The sequence below is a fragment of the Desulfocurvus sp. genome (genome assembly GCF_023230885.1).
Classification (GTDB): Bacteria; Desulfobacterota; Desulfovibrionia; order Desulfovibrionales; family Desulfovibrionaceae; genus Desulfocurvus.
The window spans coordinates 24,280-45,375 of record NZ_JALNWM010000002.1; the positions used below are offsets into that span (position 1 = coordinate 24,280).

General features: G+C 73.5%; 18 protein-coding genes. 8 read left to right on the plus strand and 10 right to left on the minus strand.

Features of this window, described 5'->3' with window-relative positions; genetic code table 11:
- Positions 1-6: 6 nt before the first annotated feature.
- Complete coding sequence (locus M0P34_RS00290; protein WP_291495120.1) at positions 7-1,044, plus strand: glycosyl transferase; 1,038 nt, start codon at positions 7-9, stop codon at positions 1,042-1,044.
- Between the two features lies 1 nt (position 1,045).
- Here the strand turns inward: M0P34_RS00290 and M0P34_RS00295 are convergent, their stop codons facing one another.
- From M0P34_RS00295 to M0P34_RS00310, 4 genes are all read right to left on the minus strand, one after another.
- Entirely contained in the window at positions 1,046-1,780 is a 735-nt protein-coding gene (locus tag M0P34_RS00295) for a class I SAM-dependent methyltransferase (RefSeq protein WP_291495122.1), read from the minus strand.
- A 100-nt stretch (positions 1,781-1,880) separates the two neighbouring features.
- Positions 1,881-3,026 (minus strand): glycosyltransferase, encoded by a 1,146-nt coding sequence (locus tag M0P34_RS00300; protein ID WP_291495124.1) that lies wholly within the window; start codon positions 3,024-3,026, stop codon positions 1,881-1,883.
- Complete coding sequence (locus M0P34_RS00305) at positions 3,023-4,636, minus strand: radical SAM protein (protein ID WP_291495127.1); 1,614 nt, start codon at positions 4,634-4,636, stop codon at positions 3,023-3,025. The genes M0P34_RS00300 and M0P34_RS00305 overlap by 4 nt, the downstream gene beginning before the upstream one ends.
- Before the next feature lie 65 nt (positions 4,637-4,701).
- The gene (locus tag M0P34_RS00310) at positions 4,702-5,907 is read right to left on the minus strand and encodes a hypothetical protein (RefSeq protein WP_291495129.1); all 1,206 of its coding nucleotides are present in this window, start codon (positions 5,905-5,907) and stop codon (positions 4,702-4,704) included.
- Between the two features lie 291 nt (positions 5,908-6,198).
- Between M0P34_RS00310 and M0P34_RS00315 the strand changes: the two genes are divergently transcribed.
- From M0P34_RS00315 to M0P34_RS00335, 5 genes are read left to right on the plus strand one after another with little or no spacing between them, the layout of a single operon-like run.
- Positions 6,199-6,993 carry an amidohydrolase family protein gene (locus M0P34_RS00315; protein ID WP_291495130.1) on the plus strand — a complete coding sequence of 265 codons (795 nt, stop codon included), beginning with the start codon at positions 6,199-6,201 and terminating at the stop codon, positions 6,991-6,993.
- The gene (locus M0P34_RS00320; RefSeq protein ID WP_291495132.1) at positions 6,990-9,101 is read left to right on the plus strand and encodes a 4-hydroxy-2-oxovalerate aldolase; all 2,112 of its coding nucleotides are present in this window, start codon (positions 6,990-6,992) and stop codon (positions 9,099-9,101) included. Before M0P34_RS00315 ends, M0P34_RS00320 begins: the two co-directional genes overlap by 4 nt.
- 1 nt (position 9,102) lies before the next feature.
- The gene (locus M0P34_RS00325) at positions 9,103-10,359 is read left to right on the plus strand and encodes an ATP-grasp domain-containing protein (RefSeq protein ID WP_291495134.1); all 1,257 of its coding nucleotides are present in this window, start codon (positions 9,103-9,105) and stop codon (positions 10,357-10,359) included.
- Positions 10,353-11,543, plus strand: coding sequence for a radical SAM/SPASM domain-containing protein (locus M0P34_RS00330; protein WP_291495136.1), 1,191 nt, complete (start codon positions 10,353-10,355; stop codon positions 11,541-11,543). Before M0P34_RS00325 ends, M0P34_RS00330 begins: the two co-directional genes overlap by 7 nt.
- Positions 11,536-12,186, plus strand: coding sequence for a DUF1847 domain-containing protein (locus M0P34_RS00335; protein WP_291495138.1), 651 nt, complete (start codon positions 11,536-11,538; stop codon positions 12,184-12,186). The genes M0P34_RS00330 and M0P34_RS00335 overlap by 8 nt, the downstream gene beginning before the upstream one ends.
- Before the next feature lie 54 nt (positions 12,187-12,240).
- On the opposite strand, the gene M0P34_RS00340 is transcribed toward M0P34_RS00335, so the two are convergent.
- Entirely contained in the window at positions 12,241-12,771 is a 531-nt protein-coding gene (locus tag M0P34_RS00340) for a hypothetical protein (protein ID WP_291495141.1), read from the minus strand.
- 125 nt (positions 12,772-12,896) lie between these two features.
- Here M0P34_RS00340 and M0P34_RS00345 point away from each other — a divergent pair, with 125 nt between their 5' ends.
- Both M0P34_RS00345 and M0P34_RS00350 read left to right on the plus strand, forming a co-directional pair.
- Positions 12,897-13,679, plus strand: coding sequence for a class I SAM-dependent methyltransferase (locus M0P34_RS00345; protein WP_291495149.1), 783 nt, complete (start codon positions 12,897-12,899; stop codon positions 13,677-13,679).
- Positions 13,679-14,977 (plus strand): glycosyltransferase, encoded by a 1,299-nt coding sequence (locus M0P34_RS00350; RefSeq protein ID WP_291495151.1) that lies wholly within the window; start codon positions 13,679-13,681, stop codon positions 14,975-14,977. The genes M0P34_RS00345 and M0P34_RS00350 overlap by 1 nt, the downstream gene beginning before the upstream one ends.
- 38 nt (positions 14,978-15,015) lie before the next feature.
- On the opposite strand, the gene asnB is transcribed toward M0P34_RS00350, so the two are convergent.
- From asnB to M0P34_RS00375, 5 genes are all read right to left on the minus strand, one after another.
- A complete protein-coding gene (gene asnB / locus M0P34_RS00355; RefSeq protein WP_291495153.1) occupies positions 15,016-16,896 on the minus strand; it encodes an asparagine synthase (glutamine-hydrolyzing) in 1,881 nt (626 codons plus the stop codon).
- A 2-nt stretch (positions 16,897-16,898) separates the two neighbouring features.
- The gene (locus tag M0P34_RS00360) at positions 16,899-18,089 is read right to left on the minus strand and encodes a DegT/DnrJ/EryC1/StrS family aminotransferase (RefSeq protein ID WP_291495156.1); all 1,191 of its coding nucleotides are present in this window, start codon (positions 18,087-18,089) and stop codon (positions 16,899-16,901) included.
- A complete protein-coding gene (locus M0P34_RS00365; protein ID WP_291495158.1) occupies positions 18,079-19,098 on the minus strand; it encodes an NAD-dependent epimerase/dehydratase family protein in 1,020 nt (339 codons plus the stop codon). The genes M0P34_RS00360 and M0P34_RS00365 overlap by 11 nt, the downstream gene beginning before the upstream one ends.
- A gap of 162 nt (positions 19,099-19,260) precedes the next feature.
- A complete protein-coding gene (locus M0P34_RS00370; protein WP_291495160.1) occupies positions 19,261-20,412 on the minus strand; it encodes a glycosyltransferase family 4 protein in 1,152 nt (383 codons plus the stop codon).
- Between the two features lie 95 nt (positions 20,413-20,507).
- Positions 20,508-21,096 (minus strand): asparagine synthase-related protein (locus M0P34_RS00375; protein ID WP_291495163.1); only part of this gene is annotated, 589 nt, incomplete at its 5' end.

Sequence of the window (21,096 nt, forward strand, 5' to 3'; positions counted from 1 at the left end):
GCGGCCATGCGCCATTACTGCACCTATTTCGACAGCAACTACCTGGTCCAGGGCGAGCTGCTCATCGCCTCCCTGCGGCGCCACGCCGGGCCGTTCGTCCTGCACGTCCTGGGGCTGGACGAGGCCGTCCGCGCCCATCTGCGCGCCCGGCACCCGGACACGGTGCGCGTAATCGCCCCCGCCGACCTGGAGGACTTCGAGCCCCGCCTGGCCCGGGCCCGGGCCGGGCGCTCGCGCGTCGAATACTACTTCACCTGCTCGCCGCTCCTGCCGCTGTTCGTCCTGGAGCGGACCCCCGGCGCGGCGGACGTGACCTACCTCGACGCGGACACGCTGCTGTTCGCCGCGCCGGACCCGGCCTTCGCCGAGCTGGGCGACGCCTCGGTGGGCATCGTGGAGCACCGCTTCTCCCCGGGGCTGGAATACAAGCTGCGCTTCGGGCGGTTCAACGTCGGCTGGATCAGCCTGCGCAACGACGCGCGCGCAAGGGAGGTGCTGCGCTGGTGGGCCGGGCGCTGCCTGGACTGGTGCCGCGACGTGCCCGAGAACGGCCTGTTCGCGGACCAGAAATACCTGGACCGCTGGCCGGAGCTGTTCGAGGGGGTGCGTGTGCTGACCCACCCGGGGCTGAACGCCGCGCCGTGGAACGCCGCCGGGGCTCCGCCCCAGGCCGGGCCAGACGGGGTGCGCGTCGGCGGTGAGCCGCTGCTGCTGTACCATTTCCACGGCTTCAGGCGGCTGGCCCCGGGGCTATACCGCTCGGGCCTGGCGGGCTACGGGGCCGGGCTGCGGGGCGCCCTGCGGGCGGGGGTCTACGCGCCCTACGCCAGGGCCTTCGAGGGCCTGGCCGCGAACCTGCCGGGCGCGGCGCCGGGCGCCCGCCGGGGGCCGGGGGGCCGGGGGCCCCGGGCCTGGCTTCGCGGCCTTGCCGACGACTGGTGCCTGCTGCTGCTGGGGCCCCTGGCCGTGCCCCTGCGCCTGGGGCCCCTGGCGGCGCCCCTGCGGGCCCTGCGCGGGGCCTGGCGCAGGCTGCGCGGCGGCTAGGCTAGGTCCGGCACTGCCCGGGCCAGTCGGGGCCGAAGGGCAGGACCCCGTCCGAGGCCCAGAAATAGATGTTGTGCCGCTCGGGATACTCGGTCTCGAACACCGTGACATGGGCGAAATGCGGGGCCACCTCCGCCAGCAGCTCCTCCTTGCTGCGGAACTCGCGCTCGTGCAGCGGGAGGCTGGTCGTCTCCCCGCGCTGGACGATGGTGTAGCCGCTGACCACGCCCGACGGCGCCAGCCGCTGGCGGATGGCCTGGAAGACGACCGCGGTCTCCTGCGGGCTGAAATGCTCGATGGCCGCGTCCCAGACGATGTTGTCGAAGCTGCCCCCGGGCAGGGCGGACCGGATGTCGCCCACGAGGAACTCGACGTTGGGCGCCGCGTGCTTGCGCCGGGCGGTGGCGATGATGTGCGGGTCGAAATCCACGCCCACCACGCGCCGACTGCGCAGGCTGAAGAAATTGCGCACGTAGAACCCGTCGCCGCAGCACAGGTCGAGCACGTCCCCGCCCTTGAGGGCCAGCCCGGAGAACACCCCGCGCTCCACCCACATGGCGCTGCGCCGGGCGGGCCACAGGTGGTAGAGGTCGATGTCGTGCTCGAAATTTTCCGCCACCGGGGGGATGCCCCACTGCACGGAAAGCAGGCGGCCGTGGGCCGCGCCCGCCCAGCGGGCGGCCACGGCGCACTCGGCCTGGACCAGCCCCTCCAGCAACGGCTTGGCCGGGCTCAAGGCCCGCCGGGCAAGGCGTTTTCCCCGACGCAACAACTCACGGCATGATGCCCGCATGACTGCCCCCTGGCGATGGTTTCGGCGTTGGTGTGCTCCGGCGTCACGGCGCCGGTGGCCGGGCCGCCCCGCCCGGGCCCATGAGAAAGTCCATATGCCGGTGGAAGCCTTCCACCGTATGCCGCTCCGTGGCGCGGGCGCGGGCGGCGCGGCCCAGGGCGCCGCACCGCTGCGGGTCCGCCAGCAGGCCGCCCAGGGCCTCGGCCAGGGCCGGGGCCTCGCCGGGAACGAGCACCCCGCAGCTCTGGTCCACATAGTCCCGGGTCTGGCCCACGTCGGTGGCCACCACGGCGTTCTCGCTGGCCATGGCCTCCAGCAGGGCCTGGCTGTGGGCGTTGTCCGTGCGCTGCAACGCGGCATACACCGCCGAGCGCCCCAGGACCGCAGGCGGATCCTGGCTGAAACCGATCTCCACCCGGCCCTCCAGGCCCAGGGCCCGCACCCGCTCGCGCAGTCCGGCCTCCAGGGGCCCCCGGCCCAGCATCAGGAACCGGGCCCGCGCGTCGCGCGCCGCCACCAGGGCCGCCGCGTCGAGAAACAGCCCGGGCTGCTTCTCCGGGCTCAGGCGCGCGCAGAACACCGCCAGCGGCTCCTTGGGCCGGACGGCGATCCTGGAATAATCGATGAAGCTGCACGGGTCGGCCAGGATGCGCCAGCCGCGGCCCCGGGCCCGCTCGCGCAGAACCCCGGCCAGCCGTTCGGTGGACGCGGCCACGGTCACCCCCGGGGGCAGGGCGCGCCAGGCCGGGGTGTCCAGGGCGGCGCATTCCGGATCCACGAAGGCCGCGACCTTGCGCCGACAGGGCAGCAGGGGCAGGAACTCCACCCCGCCCACGATGGCATAGGCCGCCGCGTCGCGCGCGCCGGAGAACAGGCGCAGCAGCCCCCGGCGCACCGCCAGCCGCTCCAGCGCGGACCACGCCCGGGCCCCCGGCCCGAAGGCGAAAGGCAGCCTGTCGCGCAGGCCCAGGGGCACCAGGTGCGGCCCCGGACGCAGCAGCCCGGCCCCCACGCAGTGCGCATACACGCCCCGGTTGAGCACGCAAGCCGTCCGCCCGTCCCACCTGCTGCCGATATAATTGAAATAATTTGCGAAACGGCGCTCGGAGCCGCCGATCCCGAAATAGTTCATCACCAGGAAGATGCGCTCCACGTCCTGCCAGGGGCGCCGCGCGCCGGGGGGGGTCACCAGGGCCTCCCGCGGTTGAACAGGAACTCCTCCATGAAGAAGTTGTACGACCGGCGCCAGCGCGGGGTGTCCTCCACGCGGTAGGCGTCCGTGGGCCACGCCGGGCAGGCGCGGCAGATGTCGAACTCGCGGACGGCCCCGTCGAACAGCTCCCCGCGCATGGCGGCGAAGCGCTCCCCGGCCCAGATGGCCTCGAAATCCTCCCGGCGCAGGTCGCCCATGCTCAAGACACCGCGCCAGCCCACCGAGGCCAGCGTCCGGCAGCACACCGAAACCTGGCCCTCGGGAAACACGGCCGCCTGGATCCAGGGCTGGGAGCAGGGGTAGCGCCGGCCGGGGTCGCACAGGCGCCCGTCCACCAGCGGCTCGCCGGTGCGCAGGTCGTAGCGCGTCAGGCCGTAGACCACCACGCCGTCCACGCCCATGCCGCGCCATTTCTCCAGAAAGGCATGGCGCTCCCCGATGGCCTCGGGCTGGAGGATGAAGGCCACGGAGGTCGCGATGCCGCGCGGCCGGGCCAGGCGCAGGAAGGCCGCCACGTTGCGCTCCACCTCCCGCAGGTCCCGGCCGCGGATGGCCCGGTAGGTCTGCGGGGTCGCGGCGTCGAGGCTGAAGCGCACGGAGGTGACCCCGGACGCGGCCAGGGCCCGCGCCTTTGCCGCGTCCAGCAGGGTGGCGTTGGTGGACAGATGGATTTCGCGCACCCCGCGCGCGCGCGCCTGGCGGAAGAAGGCAAAGATGTCCCGGTGCAGCAGGGGCTCCTCGATCTGCCCGAAGAACAGGCCGATGCGGTGCCTGCCCGCGTATTCGGCGATGCGGGCGAAGACCTCGGGGGTCATGCTCCTGGCGCGGGTCAGGTAGTCCGAGGCGTGGTGCGGCGTGTAGTGCGGGGAGTGGTAGGGGCACATGACGCATTGCAGGTTGCACTTGTTGAGCAGGCAGATCTGCAAGGTGCGCGGCGCGGGGTAAAAGCGCGGCGCGCGCCCGACCACGTCGCGGCGCAGGGTCTCGCGGCCCGGGTTCCAGGAGTGCCAGGGGCCGCCCAGCTGGGCCAGCCAGCCGGGGGCCACCTCGGCGGGCGCCGCCCCGGGGGCCGGGCCGGGGCCCGGGGCCAGCGGAAGCAGGCGCGCCCGCGCGGCGCGCACGGCGCCCTCGATGCGCATGCGCAGGCCCAGGCGCAGGCGCAGGAACGGGACGCGCGCCGCGCCCAGAACCGCCCGCAGAACCAGCGCCTGCAAGGGCACGGGCCGGGCGGCGGGCAAAAGGGCCAGGGCCACGGGGGCGGCCCCGAGGCGCCCATTGGGCCTGGGGGCGTAATACAGCCCCTGCCCCCGGGCCAGGGCCTCGGCCACGAAACGGTCCAGCAGGGCCTCGTCGGCGGCATCGTCCTGGGGATAGTCGACGTACAGCAGCGGCCCGCCGCCACGGGCCAGGGCGGACCAGCGGGCCAAAAACCCGACGGACCCCGGCTCGCCCACGGCGCGGCAGGGATAGCCCCGCCGCCGGGCCCAGTCGCGCAGGGCGTCCGCCCCGCGCGGGGTCAGGACGCGCACTGCGCCGGGCGCCGCGCCGTCGGCCCCGGCCATGATCCTCTCTCGTCTCGGTGCCATCCTCTGCTCCAGAAGAGGGGAAAACCTGTTTGCCGCCCAGCGGAATGCATCATCGGTGCCAACGCTCAGGACCAGATGTCCTCCAGGGGCACCAGGGGTACGGACACGGAGGCCGCGCCGGTCTCGTCGGCCGGGTTGCGGACCGTGGCCAGCTCGCGCCCGGCGCACCACAGCCGCAGCCCGCGCCCGGAGCGGTCGTAGACCGTCAGGCCCTGGAAGCGCTCCCGGGGCGCCAGGGCGGGATCGCCGCCGCAAAGCTCCACCTCGCCCGGCCCCAGGCGGCGCAGGCGGACAGAGGCCAGCAGCTCGCCGTAAAGCAGCAGCCGCGCCAGGCCGCAGACCCACAGCCGCCCGGCCTCCCGCTCCCGGGCCAGGAAACGCAGCGGCGCGAGCAGCTCCCGGGCCCGGGCGGCCACGGCCTGCACCCCGCAGGGAACCACGCGCCCCGCCGTCTTCTCCAGCACCCCGGGATGCTGGTAGACCACCACGCAGCCCCGGCGGGCGTAGAGCGCGTCCCAGGGCACCTGGGCCAGCTGCCGCCCCAGGTTGCCCAGGGCCGGGGGCGGCTCCCCGGTGGAGCGGAAGCGGAAGAACCCCCGCACGCGGGTGCCGTCGGCCAGGGCGCAGGGGAAGGACAGCCGCCGGGCGCGGAGCTGGCGCGGCCCCAGGGCGTGGCGCCCCTGGCGGGCCAGGGCCCGCAGCCGCGCCAGGGCTCCGGGCGGCGCCAGCTCGTTGATCATGGAGTCGGCCCACACGAAGCGCACCCCGGCCCCGGGGAACAGGTCCGCGTGGTAGGCGGGATGCCCGGGCGCGTCGCCGCGCTGCCAGGTCCGCCAGGGGGCCTCGGGAGCCACGTTCTGCACGTTGTTGGCCGGGCCGTGGTTGGTGAACACCGGCAGGGTCGCGCCCAGGGCGGCCAGGGTCTCGTAGGCGCGCAGGGCGTGGGCGCGCACGAAGCCCCCCCGGGGGCTGAAGTCCCCGAAGGCGTGGTTGGCGTCGATCCAGCCCGCGCGCAGGTAGTCGTCCAGGCGGTCGGCCTCGGCGCAGCGCGGCGCGTCCGGCCCAAGGCCGCTGAAATAGGAAAAATGTTCCCGCCGCTGGCTGTAGAAGAACAGGCTGGAGGTCGTTTCCAGCCCCAGCCCGGGCCCCAGGGGCGTGGGCCCGCGCGTGTTGAGCAGGCGCATCAGGGCCTCGAAGAAGGCGAACCCCAGGCAATCCGCATCGAAGGACAGGGACAGCGCCCCCCGGAAGGGAAAGGGCAGGGGCCGCACGCCGGCGCGGGCGCGGGCAGGCGCTGGATCACCGCCACAAGGCCCCCGCGCGCCGGGCGCGCGCCGCCCCCGGCGCGCGGCGCGGCGGCGCGGGGGCCCAAAGGGCGGCATGCGGCGTAAGCAGGACCATCGGGGATTCCTCCGGGGGCATGGCGGCCGGGGCAGACGCTGCAAGGCGCGTTCCACGCCGCCGCGCCGGGACTTTCGGTTGCCCTTTGGCCGACTCTTTGCATACCATATCCTGCCACGCGGGGGCAAACCGGCATCGTGCCGCACCCCGCCAGGAACGCCATGCCCGTAATCGATTCGCTGGTCCACGTCACCCCGGACGGATCCTGGTTCGGCACGCGCCACGACGCGAGCCTGGGCCGCCTGTTGGCCGAGATGGACGCCGGCGGGGTGGACAGGGCCGTGGTCGTGGCCCTGGCCGGGCACATCGACAACGGCTTCGTGGCCCGGACCTGCGCCGCCCACGGCGACCGCCTGATTCCCGGCGCGTCCCTGGACCCGTCGCGGGCGCCCAGCCCGGCCCGGGCGGCGGCCATGCGCCGCGAGCTGGACGCCGAGGCCGATTTCGCCGTGCTCAAGCTGCACCCCCGGCTCAACGGCTACGACCCGCTGGACCCGCGCTGCCTTGCGCTGCTGGAAGCCAACGCCCTGTGCGCGCGGCCGCTGCCCGTGTGGCTGGACACCATCTGGCGCGGCCCGGGCGCCGCCCTGTCCAGGGCCCCCGCCGACACCGTCCACGAGCTGGCCGCCCGCTTCCCCGACACGCCCCTGGTGCTGCTGCACGGCGGCGGGCCGGACCTGCTGGCCCTGGCGGACATGGCGGGCAAATTCCCCAACCTGACCCTGGACCTGTCCCTGACCGCCCTCTACTACGCCGGGTCGTCCCTGGACGCCGACATCCGCTTCGCCCTCGGGCGGCGCGACCGGGTCTGCGTGGCGGGCTCGGACTTTCCCGAATACACGCCCCGCGAGTACATCGCCCGGCTGCGGACCCTGGGGCGCGACCTTGAGCCGGACAAGCTGGACAACGTCCTGGGCCGGACCCTGGCCCGGCTGCTCGGCCTGGAGCCCGCATGACCCCGCGCAGCGTGGAAATACTCGAATGCACCCTGCGCGACGGCAGCTACGCGGTGGACTTCCAGTTCACCCCGCGCGACACGGCGACCATCGCCCTGGCCCTGGAGCGCGCGGGGGTCCGGCTGATCGAGGTCGGCCACGGCCTGGGCCTTGGCGCCGCAGCCCGGGGCAAGGGCGAGGCCGCGTCCTCCGACGAGCAGTATCTCGCGGCCGTCGCCGGGGCGCTGACCCGGGCGGCCTGGGGCATGTTCCACATCCCCGGCATCGGCCGCCTCCAGGACCTGGACCTCGCCCGGGCCCACGGGATGCACTTCGTGCGCATCGGCACCAACCCCCCGGACGTGGACCTGGCCGCGCCGCACATCGAGCACGCCAGGAAGCTCGGCCTCGATGTCTGCGCGAACCTGATGAAATCCTACACCCTGGCGCCGCGCGAGCTGGCCGCGCAGGCCCGGCGGCTCGAAGCCTTCGGCGCGGGCATGGTCTGCCTGGTGGACAGCGCGGGGCACATGCTGCCCGAGGACATCCGCGAATACATGGGGCGGCTGACCGACGCCCTGTCCATCCCCGTCGGCCTGCACGGCCACGACAACCTCGCCCTGGGCACGGCCAATATTCTGACGGCGGTGGCCTGCGGCGCCGCCCGGGTGGACACGACCCTCCAGGGCCTGGGGCGCGGCGGCGGCAACGCGGCCACGGAGACCGTGGTCGCCGCCCTGGAGCGCATGGGCGTACGCACCGGGGTGGACCTGCGGCGGATCATGGACGTGGGCCAGGGGCTCATCCGGCCCATGCTGCGCGCCGGAGGCGTCGACCCGCTGCACGTCACCGGCGGCCTGGCCGGTTTCCACTCCGGGTTCACGCCCCTGCTGCGGGCGGCGGCCGAGCGCCACGGGGTGGACCTGCGCGAGCTCATCCTGGCGGTGTGCGAGCGCGACCGGGTCGCCCCGGCCCCGGAGCTGGTGGAGGAGCTGGCCGCGCGGCTGGCCGCACGCCGCCCCCGGCCCGGGCCCCCCGACGACGCCCCGCCCCCCGGCGTGCCCGGCGCCTCGGGGTTCGCCAGCGCCAGCGGCCCCCTGGGCCGGGCCGTGGCGGAAAAATCCCGCGAGATCCGCGCCCAGGCGCGCAAGGCAGGCAAGACGGCGGTGCTCAACGTCGTGGGCCGCCTGGACTCCGGCCCCGGGGCCCGGGTGTCCCATTTCGTCCAGGAGGGCTTCGGGGCGGTCATCGGCAGCGTCGAGGTGGACGGGCTCGCGGCCCTGGACGCCGTGGTGGCCGCCGCAGACGGCATCGTGGACCTGCTGCTGGTGGACGCGGACCAGAAGCCCGGGGCCGGGGCGTCCCTGGCCCACCGGGCGGCGCTGCGCACCCGGCACAGCGAGGTCGCGCCCTATTCCGACCTGCGCACCTGGGCGCACAGCGTGGTCCGCCAGCTGGGCGAGCTGCTGGGCGGCTATCAGGGCCGGACCATCGCCGTGGCCGGGCTGGATGTCCTGTCGCGGCGCTTCATCCTGGCGGCCCTGGAGCGCGGGGCGCGGGTGCGCGTCTGGGGCGCGCCGCCGGAATCCTTCGCCGCCGAGGCCGGGGCCTTCGCGGCCTGGAGCGTCAACGCGGCCCGGCCCGAGGCGGCGCCCACGGCGGCCCGGGCGGCCGGGGGCGCCGACGCCCTGGTGGGCTTCGCGCGCGGCGACGGCGCGGCGGCCATCGGCCCCGAGGCCGTGGAGGCCCTGGGCGCCGGCTTCGTCGTGGACGCGGGCATCGGCGCCGTGTCGCGCCCGGCCCTGGAGGCCGCCGCGCGGCTGGGCATCGCCGTGGTGCGCCCCGACATGCGCGCGGCCCTGGCCGCGGAGCTGGACGCCCTGCTCGGCGCCCGGCGCATCGCCGCCCGCTCCATGGGCCGCGCCGAGCTGGCCGGGGTGCCCGTTGTGGCCGGGGGGCTGGTGGGCCGCCCGGGCGAGGTGGTGGTGGACTGCGTGGCCCGGCCCACGCGGGCCCTCGGGGTCTGCGACGGGGCGGGCCGCGTCGTGCCCGCCGACGCCCCCGAGGACCGGCGGCGGCTCGACGCCGTGGAACGCGAACTGCTGCGGCGCAGCATCATGGGCCAGTAGCATGACCGCCCGGACCCCTGGGGTGATGATCCTCGGCGCGTCGCGCTACTACATCCGCTGCATCCGGGCCGCCCGGCGCCTGGGGCTGCGCGCCGTGGTCCTCGACCGCGACCCCGCGGCCCCCGGGCTGGCCCTGGCCGACACGCCCCTGGCCGTGGACATCACCGACATCCCCGCCGCCGTGGACGCGGCGCGGCGGCTGCGGGTGGACGCGGTGGTGGCCCTCAACGATTTCGGCGTGCCCACGGCGGCGGCCGTGGCCCAGGCCCTGGGGCTGCCGGGGCTGCGGCCCGGCGCGGCGGCCAACGCCACGGACAAGGCCCGCATGCGCACCCTGTGGGCCGCCGCGGGCGTGCCCTCGGCGGAGTTCGAGGTGGTGCGCACCCTGGACGGGCTGGAGGCGGCGGCCCGGCGCCTGGGGCTGCCCCTGGTGGTCAAGCCCGCCGACAGCCGGGGCGGCGGCAGCCGGGGCGTGCGCATGGTGCGCGCCATGCGGGAGCTGCCCGAGGCCTTCGCCTTCGCGGGCAGCTTCTACGACGACCCCCGCATCGTGGCCGAGCAATGCCTGCGCGGCAGCGAGCACAGCCTGGAGACCTTCACCTTCGAAGGCCGGACCCACGTCCTGGCCATCGGCGACAAGGAGAAGACGCCCGAGCCCTACCGGGTGGACCGCAGCGTGATCTACCCCACGGCCCTGGCCCCCGGCCCGCGCGAGGCGGCCTGCGCCGCGGCGCGCGACGCCGTGCGGGCCCTGGGCATCGACCACGGCCCGGCCCATGTGGAGCTGTGCGTCACCGCCCGGGGCCCCCGGCTGTTCGAGGTCGGCGCGCGCTGCGGCGGCGGGGGCACCCCGGACCCCATCGTGCCCTACGTCACGGGGGTCGACGTGTTCGCCGCCGTGCTGGACCTGGCCCTGGGTCGGGCGCCCCGGAGCCTGGAGCCCACGCGCTCGCGCGGCTGCGTCTACCGCTTCCTGACCCCGGCCCCGGGGGTGGTCCGCCGCGTCGCGGGGCTGGAGGAGGTCCGCGCCTGGGAGGGCGTGCTGGACTGCGAGGTCTTTCCCGGCCCGGGCGACACCGTGCGCCCCGTGCGCGTGGGCGCGGACAGGGCCGGATTCGTCATCGCGGGCGGGGCCGACCGCCAGGCCGCCCTGGACCTGGCCGCCCGGGCCGAGGCCCACATCCGCGTGGAAACCGCGCCGCCCGGAAAACAACGTCTGCCCCGGCCCAAGGGCCGGGAGGGGAGCCACCCGTGCTGAGCCGAAACGACTGGATGGAGCTGGAGCTGACCAAGCAGCGCCACCGCCTGCGCTATATCGACACCGTTCTGTCCGGCGGCGTCCATTGCCCGTTCCCCCCGCGCCGGGTGTTCATCGAGCCGACCAACGTCTGCAACCTGAACTGCGTGCATTGCGTACACGACGGCAAGATGACCCGCCCCAAGGGCTTCATGGACATGGCCCTGTTCCGTAAAATCATGGACGACATCAAGGGCTGGAACCGCAGCACGGAGCTGTGCCTGTTCCAGCAGGGCGAGCCCCTGCTGCATCGGGAGATCGCCGAAATGGCCCGGCTGGCGGGCACGCACTACGACTTTTTCACCAAGCTGAACACCAACGGCGTGGCCCTGACCCGCGAGCTTTCGGCCCAGCTCATCGCCAACGGGCTGGACTACCTCGTCTTCTCCCTGGACGCCATCACCCCCCAGACCTACCTGCGCGTCAAGCGGCGCGACCATTTCCACAAGGTTATGGACAACATCCTGGACTACATGGAGATATGGGGCGACCTGGACATCGGCCGCGAGCGCAACTACTTCGCCTGCGACATCAACATCCTGGAAGAGGAAGCCAACCGCCACGAGATCCCCGTCTTCCGCGAGATGCTCGAACGCCTGCCCGTGGGCCACGTTTCCGTCTACCAGCTGCACAACTACATGGGCGCCGTGGAGGAGGCCAACGCCAAGGTCGACACCGGCGGCAGGCCCCACGCCCACTGGCCCTGCTGCAACAGCCCGTGGGACGTGGTCGGCATCCGCTGGAACGGCGACGTTGTGGCCTGCATCTACGACTACGACTCGCGCTACGTCATCGGCAACGTGGGCGATGCGCCCCTGGAAGCAATCTGGAACGGCGAACGGATGACGGCCTTCCGCCGGGCCCTGCTGGAGCGCCGCTTCGACGTTGTGGAGGCCCGGGGGCCCATGTGCTCGGAGTGCAGCATCCTGTGGATGCCCGAGTACCAGCTGCCCACGGACTACTACGCCGAAATCCGGCGCATGGAGCGCTACCTGTGCGACGCGGTGGACCGCGTGGGCAACCGCTGGCCGCGCACCGAAAAGCTCCTGGAGCGCCACCGCTACCTCAAGGAGCACCGCGCGGCCTGGCGCGCCGAACTCGACGCCCTGGGCAGCGCCCCGGGCCCGGAGTCCGGCCGTGGCTGAGCGCCCCCCGCAGGACGGCGGCTGCCGCTGCGTCAGGGGCTGCGCCCTGTTCGAAGGCCGCCCGGACCAGGCGCCCCCCGACTGCCCCACCCGCCTGCATGCCGACGTGCTGGCCCGCGCCGGGGAGCTGTGCCGCACCGAGGGCACCGACGCCCACCGGCTGTGGCAGGCCTTCGGCAGGCTCATCGGCACCGGGGGCGCGGCCAAGAGCCGCGTGGAGCATGTGGTGGACTTCGCCCGCGCCCTGGGCGAGGGGCGCATCGGCATCGCGAGCTGCCTGCGCTACATCGAGGACGCGCGCTTCCTGCGCGGGCTGTTGCGCGCCGAGGGCTTCGACGCCCCGGTGGTGCTGTGCAAGGTCGGCGGCTGGACAGTGCGCGACGTGGGCGTGGACCGCGACACGGACTGGATCGTCTGCAACCCGGCCGGGCAGGCCCTGATTCTCAACAAATTGGGCTGCGGCGTGCAGTTGACCCTGGGCCTGTGCATGGGCCACGAAATGATTTTCAACAAATATTCGACGGGATACGTCACGAACCTGTATGTGAAGGAAAAGATATCCGAAGAGCGCCCGCGCGACACCGTGCGGGCGATGATGCGCGGCGAGTATGTCTGCCGCTTCCACAGGTTCGGGGAGGAGTGAGGCGGGACGCCCTCAGGCCAGCGCCCCGCCCTCGGCAGCTCGCTCACCGGCGGTTTAGAACGGCTGGCCGCCGTTAAGCACAAACGTGCCCATCGGGTCCAGGTTGCTGTTGGGATCCTCGAAGAACGTCCTCACCCGTCCCAGGAGGGCGGGCCCCTCAACGTTCTCGGCGGCCCACACAACCTCCCCGTAGCCCACGTTGACATACGTTCCTGCGGCGTTCGGTTTCAGTTGCAGCACGGCTGTCGTCTTCGTGGCCAAGTTGAACGTCACCGTTCCTGCGGCGACATTGTGTGATATATTGATCGCCGCGCCTTGATAAAAGGTGCCGTCAATCGTTTCAATCTGCGTCAGCGGCGCGCCGCTATCATTATACAGCTTTACAGTGACAGACACTGTTCCAGAGGAAACATTGCTCAGATAGATATTGTTCCTCCTGGCACCATTTGTCGATGTGTAGTAATGAAGAGGTGCGATATACGCCTTCCCCCCATAGTTCAGACATGTCGTGCCCATCGCCGGGATGGCCCACAGGACAGAGAAAAGAAGCAATGAAAGCACAAAAGATTTCTTTCTGGTGGACATTTCATCCTCCTCAGGAAAAGCAGAAGATTGTTTTCAGCACCACAACAGCGATCTGCCGAATATTTGAAATCATATAAAAAACCACACTGAAACACAAGGGCGGCGCAAGGAAGCGACAGGGAACGATGACTCACGACGACATGCAAGACATCCGCAAGGCGGGCTGGGAACTGCCCCGGGAGGTTCTGGATACCCTGGGCGGCTACCAGCGCGAGTTCCTCATGGCCCAGTTCACGGGCACGCGCACGCCCGGATACTACGCCGCGCGGCTCGCGGCCCTGGGGCTTGCGGGGCTGGGGCGCGTGGTGGACGCCGCCTGCGGCACCGGGCAATGGACCGTGGCCCTGGCCGGGCTGAACGGGCAGGCCGAGGGCGTGGACATCGACGCCGGAAGGCTGCTGGTGGCCCGCGAGCTGGCCGGGGCCATGGGCGCGGCCAACTGCGCCTTCCGCCACGGGCGCCTGGAGGCGCTGCCCTTCGCCGACGCCAGCGTGGACGGCCTGTTCTGCCGGGGGGCGTTCATGTTCAGCGACACCGCGCGGACCCTGGCCGAGTTCCGCCGCGTGCTGCGCCCGGGCGGGCGGGCCTACCTGGACGCCAACGGCCCGGGCTGGACGGCGCACATGTTCTGGACCCGGGGCCTGCGCGCCCGCGACTGGAACCAGGCCGCCAGCGCCGTGATGACCACCCTGCGCACCGCCCTGGGCCGGCCCGCCAGGATATTCCTGACCGCCGGACGGCTGCGGGCCCTGGCCCGGGCAAACGGGCTGACCGTGCTCGGCTGCGGGCCCGAGGGCTCCCTGTCCTGCCCGCCCGGGCGCCGCGACAGCGTGCCGCCCATCTACCCCGAACGGATGTTCGGCCTGCCCGCCGTCCACGAGCTGCTGCTCCGCAAGGACGGGCCCTGATGCGCCTGGCCTTCTACGGCGGCATGGTCAACAACCTCTATGTGGCCGCCCGGGCCTTCGCGGACCTGGGCGCCCGGCCCCTGTTCATCCGCGACCGCGACAACGCCACCGTCTTCAGCCAGCCCTGCTGGCAGGACATGCGCCTCAGCCTGAGCTTCGAGCAATGGTCCGCCGCCAACGCCTGGGACTGGGCCGCCTGGAGCCGCTGGGAACGCACCCTGGGCTGGAACGCCCCGCCCTGGCTGGCCGACCCCCTGGACGACCCGCAACCCATGCCCGCCCTGGACGCCCGCCCCCACCACGCGGCCCTGGTGCGCTGGCTGTACCGCAACAGCCCCCACGCGGGGGCCGTGCTGCGGCTGATGCGCCGCTGCGACGCCGTGGTGGCCTGCGGCGTGCACGCCACCATCCTGGCCCTGGTTTCGGGGCGGCCCTTCTGCATCTGGCCCCACGGATCGGACATCCGCATGGCCGCAGGCCTGGGCCCGCAGGCGGGCGGCACCTCCCCGCGCGACCGCGCCGCCGCCGCCCTCACCCGCCTGCTGCTGCGCGCGGCCTACCGCAAGGCCCGCTTCGCGACCTACGCCAACCCCACGGCGGGCGGCGGGCACACCGGCAACGTCCGCGAGGCGGGCCTGGGCTGCCCCTTCCGGCTGGTGCTGTTTCCCGCGCCCCTGGCCCCCGGGCCCGCAGGGCCCCGGCCCGAAGCCCTGCGCCGGACCCTGGAGGGCCTGGGCCTGCCCGCGCCCGGCGGGGCCGTGGTCGGCCTGGTGCCCTCGCGGGTAGATTTCTTCTGGAAAGGCCAGGATATGGCCCTGCACGCCCTGGCCCAGGCCCCGCGAACCGAGGGCCTGCGGCTGCTGTTCACCGGCTGGGGGGCCGACCTGCCCCGGGCGCGCGACATGGCCGCGAGCCTGGGCCTGGAAGACCGGGTGGCCTTCATCCCCCGGGTCTTTTCCCGCCCGCTGCTGGCCGAGCTGTTCCACGGGGCGGACTTCGCCCTGGACCAGTTCCGCATCGGGCATCCCGGCACCTCGGCCCTGGAGGCGATGGGCTGCGGCACGCCGGTGGTCATGCGCCTGGACGCGGCGGCCTACGCCCGGGAGGGCATCCCCGCCCCGCCGGTGATCAACGTCGCCACGCCCCGGGAGCTGGCCGGGGCCTTCACCGCCCTGGCCCAGGGCGACCCGGACCCCGCGGCCCTGGGCCGGGGCGCGCAAGCCTGGCTGGCCGGACACCACGGGGCGGCGGCGGCCCTGCGGGCCATCACCGACGGCCTGGAGCCGGGCGGGGGCTGAAAAAACGGGCAGACAGGGACGGATCAGCGCGGACAGGATCAGCGCAGGAAGGTTCGCAACCACCACTCGAAGCACAGCAGCGACCAGATGAACAGCCGCCGGTTCTCGCGCCCGCACAGGTGGTCCTCCACCAGGGCATGGACCGTCGGGCGGTCCATGTACTCGTAGAGCAGGGCGCGGGAGTCGAGAATCTCCCGGCGCACATAGTTGATGCTCTCGCCCTTGAACCACGAGGCGTCGGGCCCGCAAAAGCCCTGCTTCACGCCCCCGGCGATCTCGGCGGGCATGTGGGCGGCCATGATCCGGCGCAGCAGCAGCTTGCCGTCGCGGGTGCGCTGGTAATACTTGTGCAGCTTGCCCGGCTCGTTCTCGTTGATCTTGGCCACCTCGCCCAGGTTGCCGAGCTTCATGCGCACCGGCAGGCGCATGGCGAAATCCACCAGGTCGTTGTCCAGGAAGGGCACGCGCATCTCCAGGCCGTGGGCCATGGACAGCTTGTCCTCCACCACCAGCAGCCCGTGCAGGAAGGTCTTGGCCTCGAAGTACAGGGAGTGGTTCACATAGTCCTCGGGCCGGTCCAGGCGCTCGGGCCGGGTGCGGAACACGTCGCGGAAGATGTCGCGGGTCCAGACGTGGCCGAGCCTGCCCGCCACGGGGCGGAACAGCGTACGCAGCGCGCTGTTGGGGATCAGCCGCTTCCAGAACATGTAGTACTTGTCCACATAGTTCTCGAAGTCGTCGTTGACCACGGCGCGGTAGTAGCGCCAGGGGTAGCCCCCGAACAGCTCGTCGCCCCCCGTGCCCGAAAGCACGACCTTCACGAACTTCCCGGCCAGCCGCGCCACGCAGTAGTTGGGGTAGCACTGGCCCACCCGGGGCTCCTCCATGTGCCGCAGCACGCTGGGCAGCACGCGCTCCATGTCCCCGGCCTTGAGCACCACCTCGTAATGCTCGGTCTTGAACAGGTAGGAGAGGTGCTCGGCGGTCTTGCGCTCGTCGAAGCCCAGCTCCAGGCCCGAGGCCGAATGCAGGTCGAAGCCGCAGGTGAAGGTCTTGATCAGCGGCAGCTCCGCGGCGGCCACGGCGGCCACCCCTCCGGAATCGATGCCCCCCGAGAGGTAGGCCCCGATCTCCACGTCGCTGACCAGTTGGCGCTGCACGGCCTGGCGGAAGAGCCGGGTCAGCTCCTCCTCGCACCCGCGCTCGTCCACGGGGCCCTCGGGCTCGCGGAAGTCGAAGTCCCAGTAGCGCTCCACGGGCAGGGCCGCGGGCACCCCACCCTCCCACGGCACCACCGCCCGGCACCCGGCGGGAAACATGCGCACGCCCTCCAGCAGGGTGCGGTCGGTGAAGAAGTTCTGGAAGGTGAAGTATTCCAGCAGGCCCTCGTGATCCACGCGCCGCTCCAGGCCGGGGTGCTCCAGCAGGGCCTTGGCCTCGGAGGCGAACAGCAGCGCCTGGCCGACCACGGCCCAGTACAGCGGCTTGATGCCGTAGCGGTCGCGGGCCAGGAACAGGGTGCGCGCCCTGCGGTCCCACACGGCGAAGGCGAACATGCCGTTCAGGCGCTCCACGCAGCGCGGCCCCCACTGGCGCCAGGCCGCAAGGACGACCTCGGTGTCCGTGCGGGTGTGGAAGGCGTGGCCCTGGGCCTGCAACTCGGCGCGCAGCTGCTGGAAGTTGTAGACCTCGCCGTTGTAGACCAGCACATAGCGGCCCTCGGGGCACAGGAAGGGCTGGTTGCCCGCCGGGGAGGGGTCGAGAATGGCCAGGCGGCGGTGGGCGAACCCCGCGCTCCGGTCGGTGAACACGCCCTCGCCGTCGGGCCCGCGATGGGCCAGGGCCTGGGCCATGCGGCGCATGAGCACCGGGGAGACCGGCGCGCCGCCATAGTCCACCACCCCGGCGATGCCGCACACGGTCAGCCCCTCCCGGCCGCGCGCAGGCAGGCCACGACGTAATCCAGGTCCTGCATGGTCATGCGGTTGTGCAGGGGGATGGCCATGCTCGTGCGGTGGCACTCCAGGGCCCCGGGGAAGTCCTCGGGGGCGAAGCCGAAGCGCTCGCGGTAGCAGTCCAGGACGTGCACGGCGTGGGTGCCGGGCCGGGTGGACACGCCCAGGGCCTGCAAGCGCTCCATGAGCGTATCGCGCGGGACCGGGGCGCGGTCCTCCAGCACGCGGCAGACGAAGGACTGCCAGCCGTGGCCGGGCACAAGGGGCGGCAGGGCCAGCCAGTCCAGGTCGGCCAGGGCCTCGCCGTAGGCGCGGGCCAGGGCCAGGCGTCCGGCCACCAGCCCGGGCAGCCGCCCCGCCTGCACCACGCCCATTGCGCCCTGCATGTCGGTCATGCGGTAGTTGAAGCCCGGGGCGGTGAAGGCCGGCAGCAGGTACGGGCGCGGGCCCAGGTGGCGCTGCTCCTCGCTGACCTGCGCGCCGTGGTTGACCAGCATGCGCACCCGCTCGGCCAGGGCCGCGTCGTTGGTGGTCACCATGCCGCCCTCGCCGGTGGTCACCACCTTGCGCGGGTGGAAGGAGAAGGCCGCGGCCAGCCCCAGGCTCCCGGCCGGGGCCGGACCACCCAGGCCCGTGCCCGCCGCGCAGGCCGCGTCGCAAAGCATGGGCAGCCCCGGGGCCGCGCGGCCCAGGGCGTCCATGTCCGCCGCCAGGCCGAAAAGATGGACGGGCATCACCGCCCGGGTGCGCGGGCCCACGCAGGCCGCCAGCCGCGCGGGGTCGATGTTGAAGGTCGCGGGGTCCACGTCGCACAGCACCGGGGTCGCCCCGGTGTGCAGGACGACGTTGGCCGTGGCCACCCAGGTGAAGGCCGGCACCACGACCTCGTCGCCCGGGCCGACGCCCAGGGCGGCCAGCAGCACGGCCAGGGCCGTGGTGCAGCTGGTGGTGGCCACGGCGTGCTCCACGCCGTGCAGGGCCGCGAAGGCGCGCTCGAACTCGGCCACGCGCGGCCCCTGGGTCACCCAGCCGGACAGCACCGGCCCGCGCATGGCCTGCCACTCCTCCTCGCCCAGGGCGGGCAGGGCGATGGGCACCTCGCGCCGCTCCCAGCCTTCGGGCGCCGCGCCGGTCGCGGCCAGGGCGTCAGTCTTCATCGGGCAACCCCGCTTCCCGGCGCCGCTCGCGCACAAGGCGCATGTGCGCCCGGCGCCAGGCGATGAGCTCGGCCAGGCCCTCGCGCAGGCCTCTGTCCGCCCGGAAGCCGATCTCGGCCTCGGCGCGCGCGGGGTCGCCGATGCGGTTCTTGACGAAGGTCAGCCCGGCGGGCTCGTAGTGGATCTCCCGGTCCGAGCCCGTCAGCTCGATGACCAGCCCGGCCAGCTCCCTGATCGTGGTCTTGATCCCGGTACCCACGTTGTAGCAGGCGTCGGTGGCCCCGGACTCCATGGCCCGCACGTTGGCCAGGGCGCAGTCGCCCACATAGACGAAATCGTAGGCCTGGCTGCCGTCGCCGTAGACCACCGGCGCCAGCCCCCGGTCCAGGCGGTCGAGCATCTTCATGATCACGGCGATGTAGGCGCCCCGGTAGTCCTGGCGCGGGCCGTAGACGTTCATGTAGCGCAGCCCGCAGTAGTCGAAGTGTCTGTCCGTGCCCTTGTAGCGGTGGTGCAGGGCGCGGCACATATGCTCCCCGGCGATCTTGGTGGCCCCGTAGAAGTTGGTGTTGTTGCAGGGGTGGTCCTCGTTCATGGGTTCGCGCACGGCGTCGCCGTAGACCGAGGCCGAGGAGGAGTAGACCAGTCGGCGCACCCCGGCGTCGAGCATGGCTTCAAGCACGTTGAAGGTGCCCCCGACGTTGACCTCGAAGGCCGAGCGCGGATAGTCCCAGCAGTGCAGCAGCCACAGGGCCGCCAGGTGGAACACGCCGTCCACCCCCTGCATGGCCGCGCGCAGGATGTCGCGGTGCAGGATGTCCCCGCCGTGGGGGAAGATGTTCACGCGCGGGTCGGCCAGGGCCTGGGCCAGGTTCTCCTCGCGGCCCCGGCTGAAGTTGTCGAAGACGCGGATCTCGGCCACGTCCCTGCGGCACAGCTCGTCCACCAGGTGCGAGCCGATGAAGCCCGCCCCGCCGATGACCAGAAAACGTTTTCCCTGCAAATCCATGTGCCCTGACCCTCCGGAAGCTGTGGCCGTCCTTGGCCCTGCCGCCGCGCAAAGGCGCGGGGGCATTGCGGATGTATCACCGCCGCCGCGGCTTATCAACGCGGCGGACCGGCGGCCGGACGCGCCCGCGCCGCCCGCCGAAACATGTCTGGCGCGCCGGCCTCAGCGCCCGGCCGCCGCCCCGAGCAGCCCGGCGTAGCGCCCGGCCGCGCAGGCCCAGGAGCCGTGGGCCCGGGCCAGTTCCCGGCCCCGGCGGCCCATGCGCGCGGCAAGCCCGGGCCGCCCCAGCAGCCCGCCCAGGGCCCCGGCCAGGGCCGGGGCGTCGCCGGGCGGCACGAGCAGCCCGTTCTCCCCGGGGCGCACCAGCTCGGCGCAGCCCGGAATCCGCGAGGCCACCACCGCCAGCCCCGAGGCCATAGCCTCCAGCACGGCGTTGGACTGGCCCTCGAAATGCGAGGGATGCACCAGCACGTCGGCCTCGCGGTAGACCCCGGGCATGGCCTCGCGGGGCACAAAGCCCAGCAGGCGCACCCGGCCCGCCAGCCCTGCGGCGTCCAGGGCCGCGCGCAGCCAGCCCATGCGCGGCCCGTCCCCGGCCACGGTCAGGGTCCAGGGCGCCGCCGGGTCCAGGGCCCCCAGGGCGGGCACAAGGGCCCGGAGCCCCTTGCCCGGGGCCAGCCGCCCGCACAGCAGCAGGCGCAGCGGCCCGGCGGCCCGGTCCGGCGCGGGGGAAAACAGCTCCAGGTCCACCCCGTTGGGCACCAGCTCCACGGCCAGGCCGGGTTCGAAGGCCCGCGCCCGGGCCGCCAGCCCGGGGCCGTTGGCCGTCACGGCGGCCGCCCCGCGCCAGACCGCGCGCAGGGCCGGGCCCGCCAGGGCGTGCCACAGGGCCAGCTCCCCGGGCTGCTGCCCGGGCACGTCGCCCCCGCGCAGGGCCAGCACATAGGGCAGCCCGCAGCGGCGGCGCAGCCACAGGGCCGCAGCGCCCCCCGGCAGGCCGAAAAAGGCCAGGGCCGCCTGGACGCCCCGGGCCCTGGCCAGGGCCGGGGCGCGCAGGGCGGCCGCCAGGGCGAAGGCCGCGAAATGGCCGGGACCGCCCCGGTCGGCCCGCCGCCGCGCGGCGGGCACGCGCACCACCAGGGCCCCGCCCACCTGCGTCCGCGCGGGCAGCCCGGCCAGGGCCGAGGTCAGCACCGTGACCTCGTGGCCCAGGGCCGCCAGCTCGCGGGCCAGGTTGGCCGCCGCCCCCGAGCCGCCCCCGGCCAGGGGCGGGAACTCGTGGCTCACCAGCAGCAGCCGCAGGCCGCCGGGCATCAGCGCCCCCCCGCCCGCGTCCGCAGGCGTCCCGGGACGGCCAGGGCCCCCCAGGCCAGGAAAATCCGCGTAGCGACGCACACAACACCCCCCTCTCAGGCCAGGCCCTGCCCGTCCAGCCAGTGTTGCAGGCACAACAGCGTCCACAGCTCCTTGCGGTTGTCGCGCTCGCCGCGCAGGTGCGCCGCGAGCAGCCCGCGCACGGCCCGGGGCTCCAGCAGCCCGCCCCGGCGCAGCCGGTCCTCGGACAGCAGCTCCTCGGCCATGCCGCGCAGCCCGCCCTTGAGCCACCTGGCCAGGGGGATGCCGAAGCCCTTCTTGCCCCGGGCCAGCACCGGCGCGGGCAGCCGGTGGCGCAGCATGCGCCGCAGCAGCCACTTGCGCGTAAGCCCGCGCAGCTTCATGTGCGAGGGCAGGGAGCAGGCGAACTCGGCCAGGGCCGTGTCCAGGAACGGGGCGCGCACCTCCAGGGAATGGGCCATGCCCGCCGCGTCGACCTTGGGCAGGATGTGCCCGGCCATGTAGTAGCGCAGGTAGAAGGCAATGGTGCGCCGCACCTCGTCGCCCCGGGGCCCCCGGGCCCCGGCCGCGGCCACCTCGTCCAGGGGGTCGAAACCGCCCAGGGCGGCGGCCACGTCGGGATGCAGCACGGCGCGCTGCCCGGGCAGGTCGAAGGCCCCCAGC